Below are 15,025 nucleotides of genomic sequence, written 5' to 3' on the forward strand. Positions count from 1 at the left end.
ACTTTCGACCTGAATACATTGGTCCCTGTGGGAGCTGGCTTGCCAGCGATGGCGGTGTGTCAGTCAAAAAAATGCTGGATGTGCCGACGCCATCGCTGGCAAGCCAGCTCCCACAAGGTTTGTGGTGTGGCTAGTATTGGTGCTATTTGCCTTGCTCAGCGCCTGCGCCAGCCAGCCACCGCTACCAGCGGCCAACCCGACGCTGCCTCTGCCGCTGCAACTGCACATTGAGCGCGAGCAAGCCGGGCAACGTCAGGACTGGCTGCTGGTGATCCAGCGCGAAGGCGCCGGCACGCGTTGGTCGATGATGGATCCGCTGGGCATTCCCCAGGCGCGTCAGCAACTGATCGACGGGCGTTGGCAGGCCGACGGTCTGCTGCCGCCCAATCCCGAGGCGCGGGAGTTGTTCGCCGCATTGCTGTTCGCCCTGACGCCTCCTGCCGAGCTGCTGCGCAACTATCCCGACGCCCGACAACAGGCCGATCAGCGTTCACTGCCGGCGCGCTGGAACATCCGCTATTCACAACCGTTGAGCTTCCAATTGAATCTGCCCCAAGGCCCGCACTATCGCGTTTCCCAGTTAGGTGAATCGACGCCATGACCGCTTACCTGAATGCCCTCGGCGTGATCTGCGCCCTGGGCCGCGACAAGTCTGAAGTCGCGCGCAATCTGTTCGCCGGCGACTGTTCGGGGATGCGCCGCGAGTCCGGCTGGGTCGCCGAACGTGAACTGCCTGTGGCCGGCGTACACGGTGAATTGGCGGCGATCCCTGCGGACCTGGTCGAGCACAGCAGTCGCAACAATCAGCTGTTGCTGGAAGCCGCGCTGCAGATTCGAGACGACATCGATCGTGCGATCCAGACCTTCGGCCGCGAGCGCATAGGCGTGGTGCTCGGCACCAGCACCTCAGGCATCGACGAGGCCAGCCGGGGTCTGGCGCATTACATCCGCGAACAGCAATTTCCCCACGAGTACGACTATCGCCAACAGGAACTCGGCGCCCCGGCGAATTTTCTCGCCGAATGGCTGCAACTGAGCGGCCCGGCCTACGTGATTTCCACCGCCTGTACCTCCAGCGCCCGCGCGCTGATGAGCGCTCAGCGCCTGCTCGATCTGGGCCTGTGCGACGCGGTACTGTGCGGCGGCGTCGACAGTCTGTGCAAGCTCACGCTGAACGGTTTCTCATCGCTGGAAGCCGTTTCAGATGAGCGCTGCAATCCGTTTTCCGCCAACCGCAACGGCATCAATATCGGCGAAGCAGCGGTGCTGTTCGTGATGAGCAAACAGCGCGGCGAAGGCCCGGGCATCGCCCTGCTGGGGACGGGCGCCAGCTCGGATGCGCACCATATTTCCGCGCCGGAGCCGAGCGGTCGCGGCGCTCTGCAAGCGATGCAGAAAGCCCTTGGCCGCGCGCATCTGCAAGCCGCGCAAATCAACTACCTGAACCTGCACGGCACCGCGACCCAGCACAACGACGCGATGGAAAGTCTTGCGGTCGCGGCGCTGTTTCCCCAAGGCGTCGCCTGCTCGTCAACCAAGCCGCTGACCGGTCACACCCTCGGCGCTGCCGGCGCGCTGGAAGCGGCGTTCTGCTGGCTGAGCCTGAGTGCCGACAACCCTGAGCAGGCGTTACCGCCGCATATCTGGGACGGCCAGGCCGATCCCGCGCTGCCGCCGCTCAAGTGGGTGACCGCGAGCGAACCCCTGACGTCCATTGCACCGCGCTACCTGATGAGCAACTCGTTTGCCTTCGGCGGCAACAACGTCAGCCTGATTATCGGAGACGCACCATGAGCCACTGGCCGCTCGCCGAACTGCTGCCGCATGCCGGCGACATGATCCTGATCGACGCCATCGAGCGCTTCGATGACGAGCAGATTTTCACCCGCCTCACGGTCAAGTCCGACGGCCTGTTCAACCTGCCCGACGGCAGCCTGCCGGCGTGGGTCGGCGTCGAGCTGATGGCGCAGAGCGTCGCCGCTTTCGCCGGTTGCCACGCCCGGCAAAAAGGCAATCCGCCGGAGCTGGGCTTTCTGCTCGGCACACGCAAATTCGAGTGCAACGTCGAAGCCTTTGCGGCCGGCAGCGAGCTGACCATCCACGGCCTGCGCTCACTGGAAGACGACAACGGCATGGGCGTATTCGAATGCCATATCCACGGCGACGGCATACATGCCAGCGCCCGGCTGAACGTGTTCCGCCCGCCGCAAGCCAACCAATATCTGCAACAGACACAGGAGTCGCACGATGACTGAATCCGTACTGGTCACCGGCTCCAGCCGTGGCATCGGCCGCGCCATTGCCTTGCGTCTGGCGCAAGCCGGGCACGACATCGTCCTGCATTGCCGCAGCGGCATGACCGAAGCCCAAGCGGTGCAGGCCGAAATCGAAGCACTGGGTCGCCGCGCACGCATCCTGCAATTCGACGTCGCCGACCGTGAAACCTGCAAAAGCATTCTCGAAGCCGACGTTGAAAACCATGGCGCCTATTACGGCGTGGTGCTCAATGCCGGGCTGACCCGCGACGGCGCGTTTCCGGCGCTGAGCGATGACGATTGGGACGTGGTCCTGCGCACCAACCTCGACGGTTTCTACAACGTCCTGCACCCGGTGATGATGCCGATGATCCGTCGTCGCGCCGCCGGACGCATCGTGTGCATTACTTCGGTTTCGGGCCTGATCGGCAACCGTGGCCAGGTCAACTACAGCGCTTCGAAGGCCGGGGTGATTGGCGCCGCTAAGGCATTGGCGATCGAGCTGGGCAAGCGCAAAATCACCGTTAACTGCGTCGCCCCTGGCCTGATCGACACGGCCATGCTCGACGAAAACGTGCCGGTGGAGGAACTGATGAAAATGATCCCCGCGCAACGCATGGGCACCCTGAAGAAGTGGCCGCTGCGGTGAATTTCCTGATGTCGGCGGAAGCCTCGTACATCACCCGCCAGGTGCTGGCGGTCAACGGAGGCCTGTGCTGATGAAACGCGTCGTCGTCACCGGCATGGCCGGCATCACCTCTCTGGGCAGCGACTGGCCGACCATTGCCGGCAATTTCGCGGCCAATCGCAGCGGCATTCGCCGGATGGACGAGTGGGATCGCTTCACTGAGCTGAACACGCGTCTGGCCGGGCCTATCGATGATTTTCTCGTACCGTCGCACTGGACCCGCAAGCAGTTGCGCAGCATGGGCCGGGTTTCGCGACTGGCGGTCGGCGCAGCAGAAAAGGCTCTGGCCGATGCTGGCCTGCTCGGTGACGAATCGATCAAGGACGGGCGCATGGGCGTCGCTTGTGGTTCATCTACCGGTAGCACTGACGAGATCAAAGCCTTCGGCAACATGCTGCTCAACTCGGTGGCCGAGGGGCTCAACGCCAACTCCTATGTGCGGATGATGCCGCACACCACCGCCGCCAATATCAGCATTTTCTTCGGCCTCACCGGCCGCCTGATCCCGACCTCCAGCGCCTGCACCAGCGGCAGCCAGGGCATCGGCTACGCCTACGAGGCAATCAAGTTCGGCCGCTTGCCGTTGATGCTCGCCGGCGGTGCCGAAGAACTGTGCCCGACTGAAGCCATGGTGTTTGACGCGCTCTACGCCACCAGCCTGAAAAACGATGCACCACAGACCAGCCCACGCCCGTACGACAAGGGCCGCGACGGTCTGGTGATCGGCGAAGGCGGCGGCATGCTGGTGCTTGAAGAGCTGGAACACGCCCTCGCCCGTGGCGCGCACATTCACGCGGAAATCGTCGGTTTCGGCAGCAACGCCGACGGCCAGCACACCACCCGCCCGGAACAGGTCACCATGCGCCGCGCCATGGAGCTGGCCTTGGAAGATGCCGGCCTCAGTCCGGACGCCATTGGCTATGTGAACGGCCACGGCACCGCGACCGAACAGGGCGACATCGCCGAAACGTTGGCCACCAGCAGCTTGTTCGGCGAACACATGCCGATCAGCTCGCAAAAGAGCTTTCTCGGCCATACCCTCGGTGCCTGCGGTGCGCTGGAGTCATGGTTCAGCATCGAGATGCTCAACAGCGACCGTTACGTGCACACCTTCAACCTCGACGAGGTCGACCCGCACTGCGGCAAGCTCGATTACCTGCGCGGCGAATTTCGTCAGATGCACCACGACTACGTGATGAACAACAACTTCGCTTTCGGTGGCGTCAACACCTCGTTGATCTTCCGCCGCTGGGCATAACCGAATCAATCCAGGTCAAGGAGACCTACATGCACTTCAAGAAATTCGCCGCCGTTACCCTGCTGCTCTGCGCCCTGCCAGCGGTCAGCCAGGCCCGCGACACGGCGGTGTACCTGCCATTCGACAAAGCCGTCGCCGAAGCCACCCGCTCCGGGAAGATAGATGGCAGCGTGAAATTCTATCTGGCCGGCAACACCCCGGCCGGCAAAGTCACCGTCGTCAGCCCCGACGCCGTGACCAACAAGAAAACCAACGCCTTCAACAAGTCCGATGAAGTCGCCTGCGAGTGGGTCGCCCAATCGGCAATCATCAGCCTGCACCAGGCCGCGAAAAACGCCGGCGCCAACGCCGTGACCAACATCGTTAGCTTCTACAAGCGCAACGAGCGCAAGGACGCGCAAACCTACGAATGCCACGCCGGCGCGATCATGGCGGGCGTTGCGCTGAAGGGTGATCTGGCGAAGGTTCAATAAACGCCGGAAACGACAAAGGGCGCCGTTTGGCGCCCTTTTTTTGCGGTGATTGAACAGCATCTACACTCGCTGATGCAGGTCGCAGCACCATAACCTGCCCTCGCAGTTCTCTTTCACCGTCAAAGGAGATGACCATGCAAGTGAAAGCCCTGATCGCCGCTGCGCTTATCGCCCTGCCGCCCAGTGCCAGCCATGCCACCAACCTCATGTACATGCCTTTCGAAACCGTGCTGTCGGACGCCATTCGCGCCGGGCGACTGGACGGCAGTGTGAAGTTCTACCTGATCGGCAACGGGCCGCAGGGCACTCAGCAGTTGCTGCGCCAAGGGGTGGTCAGTGATTTGAAAACCAACGGCTTCAACAAGAGCGATCAGGCTTCGTGTGAATGGGTGTTGCAGTCGAATCTGATCAAATTGCAGGCTGATGCCAAGCGGGTCGGGGCGAATGCGGTGGTCAACATCGTCAGTTACTACGACCAACGTGTACGCAAGGATTTGAATACCTACGAGTGCCGGGCAGGAGTTTTTGTTACCCGGGTGGCTTTGAAGGGGGATTTGGTGCGGTTGCCTTGAAGGGCAAAGTCCAAAGATCGCAGCCTTCGGCAGCTCCTACATGGATCGGTGTAGGAGCTGCCGAAGGCTGCGATCTTTTGATTTCAGGTTTTCAGCGGCTCAACCTTACGCGTCAGCAGTTCGACAAACGCCTTGGCCATCGGCGATTTCTGGTCTTTGCGCTGCACCAGCCACACCGCTGAGATCGCTTCGGGATCGAGCAGCGGACGGTAAACCACGCCGTCGATGCGCATGCGTTGGTAGGACGCTGGCAGCACTGACACACCGAGGCCCGCTGCGACCAGGCCGATGATGGTCATCGCCTCACCAGCCTCTTGAGCGAAGTGCGGGCTGAAGCCGGCGTCACGGGCCAGGTTTAGCAGTTGCGCATAGAGCCCGCTGCCATAGCTGCGCGGGAAAAACACGAAGGGCTCCAGCGCCAGCGCCGATAGAAACAGGCCTTCATCGCTACTTTGGGCCAGTGGATGCTTGGAACTGAGCACCGCCACCAATGGCTCGCGCATCAACTCCACAACACTCAGTGAGTCTGGCAATCCGAGCGGGCGCATGATGCCGACTTCGATCGACTCGTCCACCAGAGCATCGGCGACCATGGTGCTGCTCATTTCGCGCAGGTTCAGATGCACCGCCGGAAAGCGCTGACGAAAGGAAAAATCGCCTGCGGAATCGTCGAGTTGAACGGCGCCGACGAGGTGAAACCAATCTTCAACTCACCCAGCTCACCAAGTTGCGCACGCCGGGCGACATCCGCGGCCTTGTCGACCTGCGCCAGCACCAGCCGCGCCTCCTGCAGAAACAGCCTGCCCGCTTCGCTCAACTCGACCCGACGATTGGTGCGCTCGAACAAGCGCGCGCCGAGCTGCTGTTCCAGCGCCTGAATCTGCTGGCTCAGCGGTGGCTGGGAGATGCCCAGCACCTGTGCGGCGCGGCCAAAATGCAGTTCTTCGGCGACGGCGATGAAGTAACGCAGATGACGCAATTCCATAGGATTTCCATTAGGTCGCTGAAGCTATCAAACAGGTCGAACAATATATTGGATAGAAACATTAGCCAGCTATATGATTTTTTCATTGCCTGCCCGGCTGTGCTTTCCGAGGTCTGAAGTGAAAACTGCTGTCGCGCCCCTTGCCCACGAAGTCCCGCCCGCTGCCGGCGACGATACCCTCGCCGAGCTGCAAGAGATCTACATCGAAAAAGGCACGCCGGCGTTCATGCGCACGGTGCTGGCGCTGTTCTGTGGCGGCTTTGCGACGTTTGCCCTGCTCTACTGCGTACAACCGATGATGCCGCTGCTATCCCACGAATACGGGATCAACGCGGCGCAGAGCAGTCTGATCCTCTCGGTGGCGACCGGCATGTTGGCCTTCGGTCTGCTGATCACCGGGCCGATTTCCGACCGCATCGGCCGTAAACCGGTGATGGTCGCGGCATTGTTCGCTGCCGCGTTGTGCACCATCGCCAGTTCGATGATGCCGAGCTGGCACGGCGTGCTGATCATGCGCGCATTGATCGGCCTGTCATTGAGCGGTCTGGCAGCGGTGGCGATGACCTATCTGAGCGAAGAAATCCATCCTCAACACATCGGCCTGGCGATGGGTTTATACATCGGCGGCAACGCGATCGGCGGTATGAGCGGACGCTTGATCACCGGCGTGCTGATCGACTTCGTCAGCTGGCACACGGCGATGCTGGTGATTGGCGGTCTGGCGCTGGTCGCGGCGGCGGTGTTCTGGAAGATCCTCCCGGAGTCGCGCAACTTCCGCGCCCGCTCGCTGCACCCGCGCAGCCTGCTCGACGGCTTCACCATGCACTTTCGCGACGCCGGTCTGCCGCTGCTGTTTCTTGAAGCGTTTGTGCTGATGGGCGCGTTTGTCACGCTGTTCAACTACATCGGCTACCGCTTGCTGGCTGCGCCGTACAACCTCGATCAGGTATTTGTCGGATTGCTCTCGGTGGTCTACCTGTCGGGGATCTACAGCTCGGCGAAGATCGGTTCGCTGGCGGACAAACTGGGGCGGCGCAAAGTGCTCTGGGCGACGATTGCGCTGATGTTCGCCGGGCTCGCGCTGACGATGTTCACGCCGCTGTTGCTGGTCATCATCGGCATGCTGGTGTTCACCTTCGGCTTCTTCGCCGCGCACTCGGTGGCGAGCAGCTGGATCGGCCGGCGCGCGTTGACGGCCAAGGGTCAGGCGTCGTCGCTGTATCTGTTCAGTTATTACGCCGGGTCGAGCATTGCCGGGACGGCGGGCGGGGTGTTCTGGCATCTGGGCGGGTGGAACGGCATCGGCTTGTTTATTGGTGCGCTGTTGCTGATTGCCCTTCTGGTGGCGTTGAAGCTGGCGAAGTTGCCGCCGTTGCAGGGTGTCAAAGCCTGACATAAAACCCTGTGGGAGCGAGCCTGCTCGCGAATGCACTGTGTCAGGCAACATCAGTGTTGAATGACACACCGCTTTCGCGAGCAGGCTCGCTCCCACAGTTGATTTGGGTACGACATTAGATCGTGCAAAAGAAAACGCCCGGCACTTGGCCGGGCGTTTTTTATTGGGCGCTGATCACTCGTGATACTGCGCCGACAGCTCATGCACCGCACGCAGGAATGCGCCGGCATGTTCCGGATCGACTTCCGGGGTGATGCCATGACCAAGGTTGAACACGTGGCCGCTGCCCTTGCCGTAGCTGGCCAGAATGCGCCCGACTTCAGTGCGGATCGCTTCCGGTTTGGCGTAGAGCACGGTCGGGTCCATGTTGCCTTGCAGCGCGACCTTGTCGCCGACACGGGCACGGGCGTTGCCGATGTCGCAGGTCCAGTCCAGGCCGAGGGCGTCGGCGCCGGCTTCGGCGATGCTTTCCAGCCACAGGCCGCCGTTCTTGGTGAACAGAATCACCGGCACTTTGCGTCCGTCGTTCTCGCGGATCAGGCCGCTGACGATTTTCTTCATGTAGGCCAGGGAGAATTCCTGATACGCGGCTGCCGACAGGTTGCCGCCCCAGGTATCGAAGATCTGTACCGCTTGCGCACCCGCCATGATCTGGCCGTTGAGGTACGACGTCACCGACTGCGCCAGTTTGTCGAGCAGCAGGTGCATGGCTTGCGGGTTGTCGTAAAGCATCGCCTTGGTCTTGCGGAAGTCTTTCGACGAGCCGCCTTCAACCATGTAAGTCGCGAGGGTCCACGGACTGCCGGAGAAACCGATCAACGGCACGCGACCGTTGAGTTCGCGACGGATGGTGCTGACCGCGTCCATGACGTAACCGAGGTCTTTGTGCGGATCCGGGATCGGCAACGCTTCGATGTCGGCCATCGTGCTGACGACTTTTTTGAAGCGCGGACCTTCACCGGTCTCGAAGTACAGGCCCTGGCCCATGGCATCGGGAATGGTGAGGATGTCGGAAAACAGGATCGCCGCATCCAGTTGCGGGTAGCGGTCGAGCGGTTGCAGGGTGACTTCGCAGGCGAATTGCGGATTCATGCACAGGCTCATGAAGTCGCCGGCATGCGCGCGGCTGGCGCGGTACTCCGGCAGGTAGCGACCGGCCTGGCGCATCATCCATACAGGGGTGACGTCAACGGGTTGCTTGAGCAGGGCGCGGAGGAAACGGTCGTTCTTCAGGGCAGTCATGTCGGCATCCGGAAAAAAGTGCGGGCATTTTCTCAGAGCGCGAGGCAAAAGGCACGGATGTGGGTCAGCCTTTTGTCTATCGGGTCAATTTGTCGCGCTGGAACACGATTTTCCGCAACACCCTAAAACAACTGTGGGAGCGAGCCTGCTCGCGAAGAGGCCGGTATATCCAACATTGAAGTTGGCTGACAGACCGCTTTCGCGAGCAGGCTCGCTCCCACAAGAGTATTGCGTTTGGCTCAGGCGCCGGGGTTAGACACCCAGGTAATCGAGGATCCCTTCAGCCGCATTGCGCCCTTCGAAGATCGCCGTCACCACCAGGTCGGAACCGCGCACCATGTCGCCACCGGCGAAGATTTTCGGGTTGCTGGTCTGGTGCTTGTACTGACCTTGCTCAGGCGCAACAACGCGGCCCTGGCTGTCGGTCTGGATCTCGAACTGTTCGAACCACGGCGCGGGGCTCGGGCGGAAGCCGAAGGCGATGACCACGGCATCGGCCGGGATGATCTCTTCGGAACCCGGGATCGGCTCGGGGCTGCGACGGCCACGGGCATCCGGTTCGCCGAGACGGGTCTCGACCACCTTCACGCCTTCGACCTTGTCTTCACCGACGATGGCGATCGGCTGGCGGTTGTAGAGGAATTTCACGCCTTCTTCCTTGGCGTTCTTCACCTCTTTGCGCGAGCCGGGCATGTTCGCTTCGTCGCGACGATAGGCACAGGTCACCGACTTGGCGCCCTGACGGATCGAGGTGCGGTTGCAGTCCATCGCCGTGTCGCCGCCGCCGAGTACCACGACCTTCTTGCCTTTCATGTCGACGAAATCTTCCGGCGACTTTTCAAAGCCCAGGTTGCGGTTGACGTTGGCGATGAGGAAATCCAGCGCGTCATAAACGCCCGGCAGGTCCTCACCGGCAAAGCCGCCCTTCATGTAGGTGTAGGTGCCCATGCCCATGAACACTGCGTCGTATTCGGCGAGCAGTTGTTCCATGGTCACGTCTTTACCGACTTCGGTGTTGAGACGGAACTCGATGCCCATGCCGGTGAAGACTTCGCGACGATTGCTCAGCACGGTCTTTTCCAGCTTGAACTCGGGGATGCCGAAGGTCAGCAGGCCACCGATTTCCGGGTTCTTGTCGAACACCACGGGGGTTACGCCGCCACGCACCAGTACGTCGGCACAACCCAGACCCGCCGGGCCTGCGCCGATGATCGCGACACGTTTGCCGGTCGGTTTGACCTTGGACATGTCCGGGCGCCAGCCCATGGCGAACGCGGTGTCGGTGATGTACTTCTCGACCGAACCGATGGTCACCGCGCCGAAGCCGTCGTTGAGAGTGCAGGCACCCTCGCACAGACGATCCTGCGGGCACACCCGGCCGCAGACTTCCGGCAGGGTATTGGTCTGGTGCGACAACTCGGCGGCCTGGAGGATGTTGCCCTCGGCCACCAGCTTCAGCCAGTTGGGAATGAAGTTGTGCACCGGGCACTTCCATTCGCAATACGGGTTGCCGCAACCCAGGCAGCGGTGGGCCTGATCGGCCGACTGCTGGGGTTTGAACGGTTCGTAGATTTCAACGAACTCTTTCTTGCGTTGACGCAACAGTTTCTTCTTCGGATCCTTGCGCCCGACATCGATGAACTGGAAGTCGTTATTCAGACGTTCAGCCATTGTTAAAACCTCATCAAACTCTTCAGGCGCATATCACTGCGGGTTGGCACGAGTGCTGGAAAGCAGGGTTTTCAAGCTGGCAGCCTTGGGCTTGACCAACCAGAAACGCCGCAAGTAATCGTCGAGGTTCTCGGCGAGTTCACGACCCCACTCGCTGTCGGTTTCGGCGACGTACTCGTTCAGCACGTTCTGCAGGTGGCTGCGATAGGCTTCCATCGCCTCGCCGCTGATCCGCTGGATTTCCACCAGTTCGTGATTGACCCGGTCAACGAAGGTGTTGTCCTGATCGAGCACGTAGGCGAAACCACCGGTCATGCCAGAGCCGAAGTTGTAACCGGTCTTGCCCAGCACGCAGACGAAACCACCGGTCATGTACTCGCAGCAGTGATCGCCAGTGCCTTCCACGACGGTGTGGGCACCGGAGTTACGCACGGCGAAACGCTCGCCTGCGGTGCCGGCGGCGAACAACTTGCCGCCAGTGGCACCGTACAGGCAGGTGTTGCCGATGATGGCGCTTTCCTGAGTTTTATAGACGCTGCCCTTCGGCGGCACGATGACCAGCTTGCCGCCGGTCATGCCTTTGCCGACGTAGTCGTTGGCGTCGCCTTCAAGGTACATGTTCAGACCGCCGGCGTTCCACACACCGAAGCTCTGCCCCGCCGTGCCTTTGAAACGGAAGGTGATCGGCGCCTTGGCCATGCCCTGGTTGCCATGCTTGCGCGCGATTTCGCCGGAGATCCGGGCGCCGATCGAACGGTCGCAGTTGCAGATATCCAGCTCGAACTCGGCACCGCTGAGGTCGTTGATCGCCGACGAGGCCAGCTCGACCATCTTCTCCGCCAGCAGACCTTTGTCGAACGGCGGGTTGCGCTCGACGCCGCAGAACTGCGGTTTGTCCGCCGGGATGTGATCGCTGCCCAGCAGCGGGGTCAGGTCCAGGTGATGTTGCTTGGCGGTCTGGCCTTCGAGGATTTCCAGCAGATCAGTGCGACCGATCAGTTCTTCGAGGGAGCGCACACCAAGCTTGGCCAGCCACTCACGTGTTTCTTCGGCGACGTAGGTGAAGAAATTCACCACCATGTCGACGGTGCCGATGTAGTGATCCTTGCGCAGCTTCTCGTTCTGCGTCGCGACGCCAGTGGCGCAGTTGTTCAGGTGGCAGATGCGCAGGTATTTGCAGCCCAGTGCGATCATCGGCGCGGTACCGAAGCCGAAGCTCTCGGCGCCGAGGATTGCCGCTTTGATCACGTCGAGGCCGGTTTTCAGGCCGCCGTCGGTCTGCACCCGGACTTTGCCGCGCAGGTCGTTGCCGCGCAGGGTCTGGTGGGTTTCAGCGAGGCCGAGTTCCCAAGGTGCGCCCGCGTATTTGATCGAAGTCAGCGGCGAAGCACCGGTACCGCCGTCGTAACCGGAAATGGTGATCAGGTCGGCATAGGCCTTGGCCACACCGGCGGCGATGGTGCCGACGCCCGCTTCAGCTACGAGTTTCACCGAAACCAGCGCCTGCGGGTTGACCTGCTTGAGGTCAAAGATCAGTTGCGACAAGTCTTCGATCGAGTAGATATCGTGGTGCGGCGGTGGCGAAATCAGGGTCACGCCCGGCACTGCGTAACGCAGCTTGGCGATCAGCCCGTTGACCTTGCCGCCCGGCAGTTGCCCGCCCTCGCCCGGCTTGGCGCCTTGGGCGACCTTGATCTGCAGCACTTCGGCGTTGACCAGGTATTCCGGGGTTACACCGAAACGGCCAGTCGCGACCTGCTTGATTTTCGAGCTCTTGATCGTGCCGTAACGCGCCGGATCTTCGCCGCCTTCGCCGGAGTTGGAACGCGCGCCGAGGCGGTTCATGGCTTCGGCCAGGGCTTCGTGAGCTTCCGGCGACAGCGCGCCCAGCGAGATACCGGCGGAATCGAATCGCTTGAGCACAGATTCCAGCGGCTCGACTTCACTGATGTCCAGCGGCGTGTCGAGGGTCTTGACCTTGAACAGGTCGCGAATCATCGACACCGGACGGTTGTCCACCAGTGAGGTGTATTCCTTGAACTTGGCGTAGTCGCCCTGCTGCACAGCGGCTTGCAGAGTGTTGACCACGTCCGGGTTGTACGCGTGATATTCGCCACCGTGGACGAACTTCAGCAGACCGCCCTGCTGGATCGGCTTGCGCGGGCTCCAGGCTTCGACGGCGAGGGCTTTCTGCTCGGCTTCGATGTCGACGAAACGCGCACCCTTGATCCGGCTTGGCACACCACGGAAGCTCAGTTCGCAGACTTCTTCGGACAGACCAATGGCCTCGAACAGCTGCGCACCACGGTACGAAGCGATGGTCGAGATACCCATCTTCGACAGGATCTTGAGCAGGCCTTTGGTGATGCCCTTGCGGTAGTTCTTGAACACCTCATAGAGGTCGCCCAAGACTTCACCGGTACGGATCAGGTCGCCCAGCACTTCGTAGGCCAGGAACGGATACACCGCCGAGGCGCCGAAACCGATCAGCACGGCGAAGTGATGCGGGTCACGGGCGGTCGCGGTTTCAACGAGGATGTTGGAATCGCAACGCAGGCCTTTTTCGGTCAGACGGTGGTGCACTGCACCGGTCGCCAGCGAAGCGTGGATCGGCAGCTTGCCCGGGGCGATATGACGGTCGCTGAGGACGATCTGGGTACGCCCGGCGCGCACGGCTTCTTCAGCCTGATCGGCAACGTTGCGGATCGCCGCTTCGAGGCCAAGGCTTTCGTCGTAGTTGAGGTCGATGATCGCCCGTTCGAAACCCGGACGGTCGAGGTTCATCAGCGAGCGCCACTTGGCCGGAGAGATCACTGGCGAGCTGAGGATCACGCGCGAGGCGTGTTCCGGCGACTCCTGGAAAATGTTGCGCTCGGCACCGAGGCAGATTTCCAGCGACATCACGATCGCTTCACGCAGCGGGTCGATCGGCGGGTTGGTCACCTGCGCGAACTGCTGACGGAAATAGTCGTACGGCGTGCGCACACGCTGGGACAGCACAGCCATCGGCGTGTCGTCGCCCATCGAGCCCACGGCTTCGTAACCTTGCTCGCCAAGCGGGCGCAGCACCTGATCACGCTCTTCGAACGTGACCTGATACATCTTCATGTACTGCTTGAGCTGGTCGACGTCGTAGAAAGCCGAACCGTGGTCGTTGTCTTCCATGGTCGCCTGAATGCGCAGGGCATTCTTGCGCAGCCATTGCTTGTACGGATGACGGGATTTAAGACGGTTGTCGATCGCATCGGTATCGAGGATCTGCCCGGTTTCGGTGTCCACGGCGAAGATCTGGCCCGGGCCGACGCGACCCTTGGCGAGCACGTCTTCAGGCTGGTAGTTCCACACGCCGATTTCCGAGGCGAGGGTAATGAAACCATTCTTGGTGGTGACCCAGCGCGCCGGACGCAGACCGTTACGGTCGAGCAGGCACACCGCGTAGCGACCGTCGGTCATTACTACGCCGGCCGGGCCGTCCCACGGCTCCATGTGCATCGAGTTGTACTCGTAGAACGCACGCAGATCCGGGTCCATGGTTTCGACGTTCTGCCACGCTGGCGGAATGATCATCCGCACGCCACGGAACAGGTCGATGCCACCGGTGACCATCAGTTCGAGCATGTTGTCCATGCTCGAGGAGTCGGAACCGACACGGTTGACCAGCGGGCCGAGCTCTTCCAGATCCATCAGATCATTGGTGAACTTGGTCCGACGGGCCTGCGCCCAGTTGCGGTTACCGGTGATGGTGTTGATTTCGCCGTTGTGGGCGAGGAAGCGGAACGGCTGCGCCAGCGGCCATTTCGGCAGGGTGTTGGTGGAGAAGCGCTGGTGGAACACGCAGATCGCGGTTTGCAGGCGCTCGTCACTCAGGTCCGGATAGAACGCGGCCAGGTCGGCCGGCATCATCAGGCCTTTATAGATGATGGTCTTGTGCGAAAAGCTGCAGATGTAGTGGTCGGTGTCAGCGGCGTTGGCCACCGACGAACGGCGACGGGCGCTGAACAGCTTCACCGCCATGTCCTGATCGCTCAGGCCTTCGCCGCCGATGTAGACCTGCTCGATCTGCGGCAGGCGTTCAAGGGCAAGGCGGCCGAGGACGCTGGTGTCGATCGGCACTTTGCGCCAGCCGATCAGTTGCAGGCCTTCGGCGAGGATCTCGCGGTTCATGTTCTCGCGAGCGGCTTCGGCCTTGGCCGGATCCTGATTGAAGAACACCATGCCCACGGCATATTGCTTGGGCATTTCGACGCCGAAGCTTTCCTGGGCAATGGCTCGCAGGAAGGCGTCGGGTTTTTGAATCAGCAGACCGCAACCGTCACCGGTCTTGCCGTCGGCATTAATCCCACCGCGGTGGGTCATGCAGGTCAGGGCCTCGATGGCCGTTTGCAAAAGGGTATGACTGGGCTCGCCCTGCATATGAGCTATCAGGCCGAAACCGCAGTTATCCTTGAATTCATCTGGTTGGTACAGACCTGCTTTCATAGACAC

The 15,025-nt window shown here is 61.5% G+C and carries 10 protein-coding genes and 2 pseudogenes; 8 read left to right on the plus strand and 4 right to left on the minus strand.

The window, feature by feature from the left end; translation table 11 throughout:
• Positions 1-124 precede the first annotated feature (124 nt).
• The 7 genes and pseudogenes from ACZZ0K_RS21865 to ACZZ0K_RS21895 all read left to right on the plus strand — a co-directional run bounded on the left by ACZZ0K_RS21865 (position 125) and on the right by ACZZ0K_RS21895 (position 5,246).
• Positions 125-601 (plus strand): hypothetical protein, encoded by a 477-nt coding sequence (locus ACZZ0K_RS21865; RefSeq protein WP_463559329.1) that lies wholly within the window; start codon positions 125-127, stop codon positions 599-601.
• Complete coding sequence (locus ACZZ0K_RS21870; protein WP_252883039.1) at positions 598-1,794, plus strand: beta-ketoacyl-[acyl-carrier-protein] synthase family protein; 1,197 nt, start codon at positions 598-600, stop codon at positions 1,792-1,794. The genes ACZZ0K_RS21865 and ACZZ0K_RS21870 overlap by 4 nt, the downstream gene beginning before the upstream one ends.
• Positions 1,791-2,255: a hotdog family protein gene (locus ACZZ0K_RS21875; protein WP_252879292.1), complete on the plus strand. Its 465-nt coding sequence runs from the start codon at positions 1,791-1,793 to the stop codon at positions 2,253-2,255. The genes ACZZ0K_RS21870 and ACZZ0K_RS21875 overlap by 4 nt, the downstream gene beginning before the upstream one ends.
• Positions 2,248-2,975, plus strand: a pseudogene (gene fabG / locus ACZZ0K_RS21880) (3-oxoacyl-ACP reductase FabG). The gene ACZZ0K_RS21875 and the pseudogene fabG overlap by 8 nt, the downstream one beginning before the upstream one ends.
• The gene (locus tag ACZZ0K_RS21885) at positions 2,975-4,201 is read left to right on the plus strand and encodes a beta-ketoacyl-ACP synthase (RefSeq protein ID WP_041477581.1); all 1,227 of its coding nucleotides are present in this window, start codon (positions 2,975-2,977) and stop codon (positions 4,199-4,201) included. Before fabG ends, ACZZ0K_RS21885 begins: the two are co-directional and overlap by 1 nt.
• A gap of 29 nt (positions 4,202-4,230) precedes the next feature.
• Positions 4,231-4,674, plus strand: coding sequence for a hypothetical protein (locus tag ACZZ0K_RS21890; protein ID WP_041477580.1), 444 nt, complete (start codon positions 4,231-4,233; stop codon positions 4,672-4,674).
• 134 nt (positions 4,675-4,808) lie between these two features.
• Positions 4,809-5,246 (plus strand): DUF4471 domain-containing protein, encoded by a 438-nt coding sequence (locus ACZZ0K_RS21895; protein WP_258707485.1) that lies wholly within the window; start codon positions 4,809-4,811, stop codon positions 5,244-5,246.
• 83 nt (positions 5,247-5,329) lie between these two features.
• Here the strand turns inward: ACZZ0K_RS21895 and ACZZ0K_RS21900 are convergent.
• Positions 5,330-6,231, minus strand: a pseudogene (locus tag ACZZ0K_RS21900) (LysR family transcriptional regulator).
• A gap of 118 nt (positions 6,232-6,349) precedes the next feature.
• Between ACZZ0K_RS21900 and ACZZ0K_RS21905 the strand changes: the two are divergent.
• Positions 6,350-7,624 (plus strand): MFS transporter, encoded by a 1,275-nt coding sequence (locus tag ACZZ0K_RS21905; protein ID WP_095181025.1) that lies wholly within the window; start codon positions 6,350-6,352, stop codon positions 7,622-7,624.
• Between the two features lie 177 nt (positions 7,625-7,801).
• Here the strand turns inward: ACZZ0K_RS21905 and hemE are convergent, their stop codons facing one another.
• From hemE to gltB, 3 genes are all read right to left on the minus strand, one after another.
• On the minus strand, positions 7,802-8,869 hold the full coding sequence (hemE, locus tag ACZZ0K_RS21910) for a uroporphyrinogen decarboxylase (RefSeq protein ID WP_056787355.1): 1,068 nt from the start codon (positions 8,867-8,869) through the stop codon (positions 7,802-7,804).
• Between the two features lie 252 nt (positions 8,870-9,121).
• A complete protein-coding gene (locus tag ACZZ0K_RS21915; protein ID WP_007909438.1) occupies positions 9,122-10,540 on the minus strand; it encodes an FAD-dependent oxidoreductase in 1,419 nt (472 codons plus the stop codon).
• 33 nt (positions 10,541-10,573) lie between these two features.
• Positions 10,574-15,019 carry a glutamate synthase large subunit gene (gene gltB / locus ACZZ0K_RS21920; RefSeq protein WP_252868656.1) on the minus strand — a complete coding sequence of 1,482 codons (4,446 nt, stop codon included), beginning with the start codon at positions 15,017-15,019 and terminating at the stop codon, positions 10,574-10,576.
• Between the last annotated feature and the right edge of the window lie 6 nt (positions 15,020-15,025).

The sequence above is a fragment of the Pseudomonas sp. AC255 genome (genome assembly GCF_979258175.1).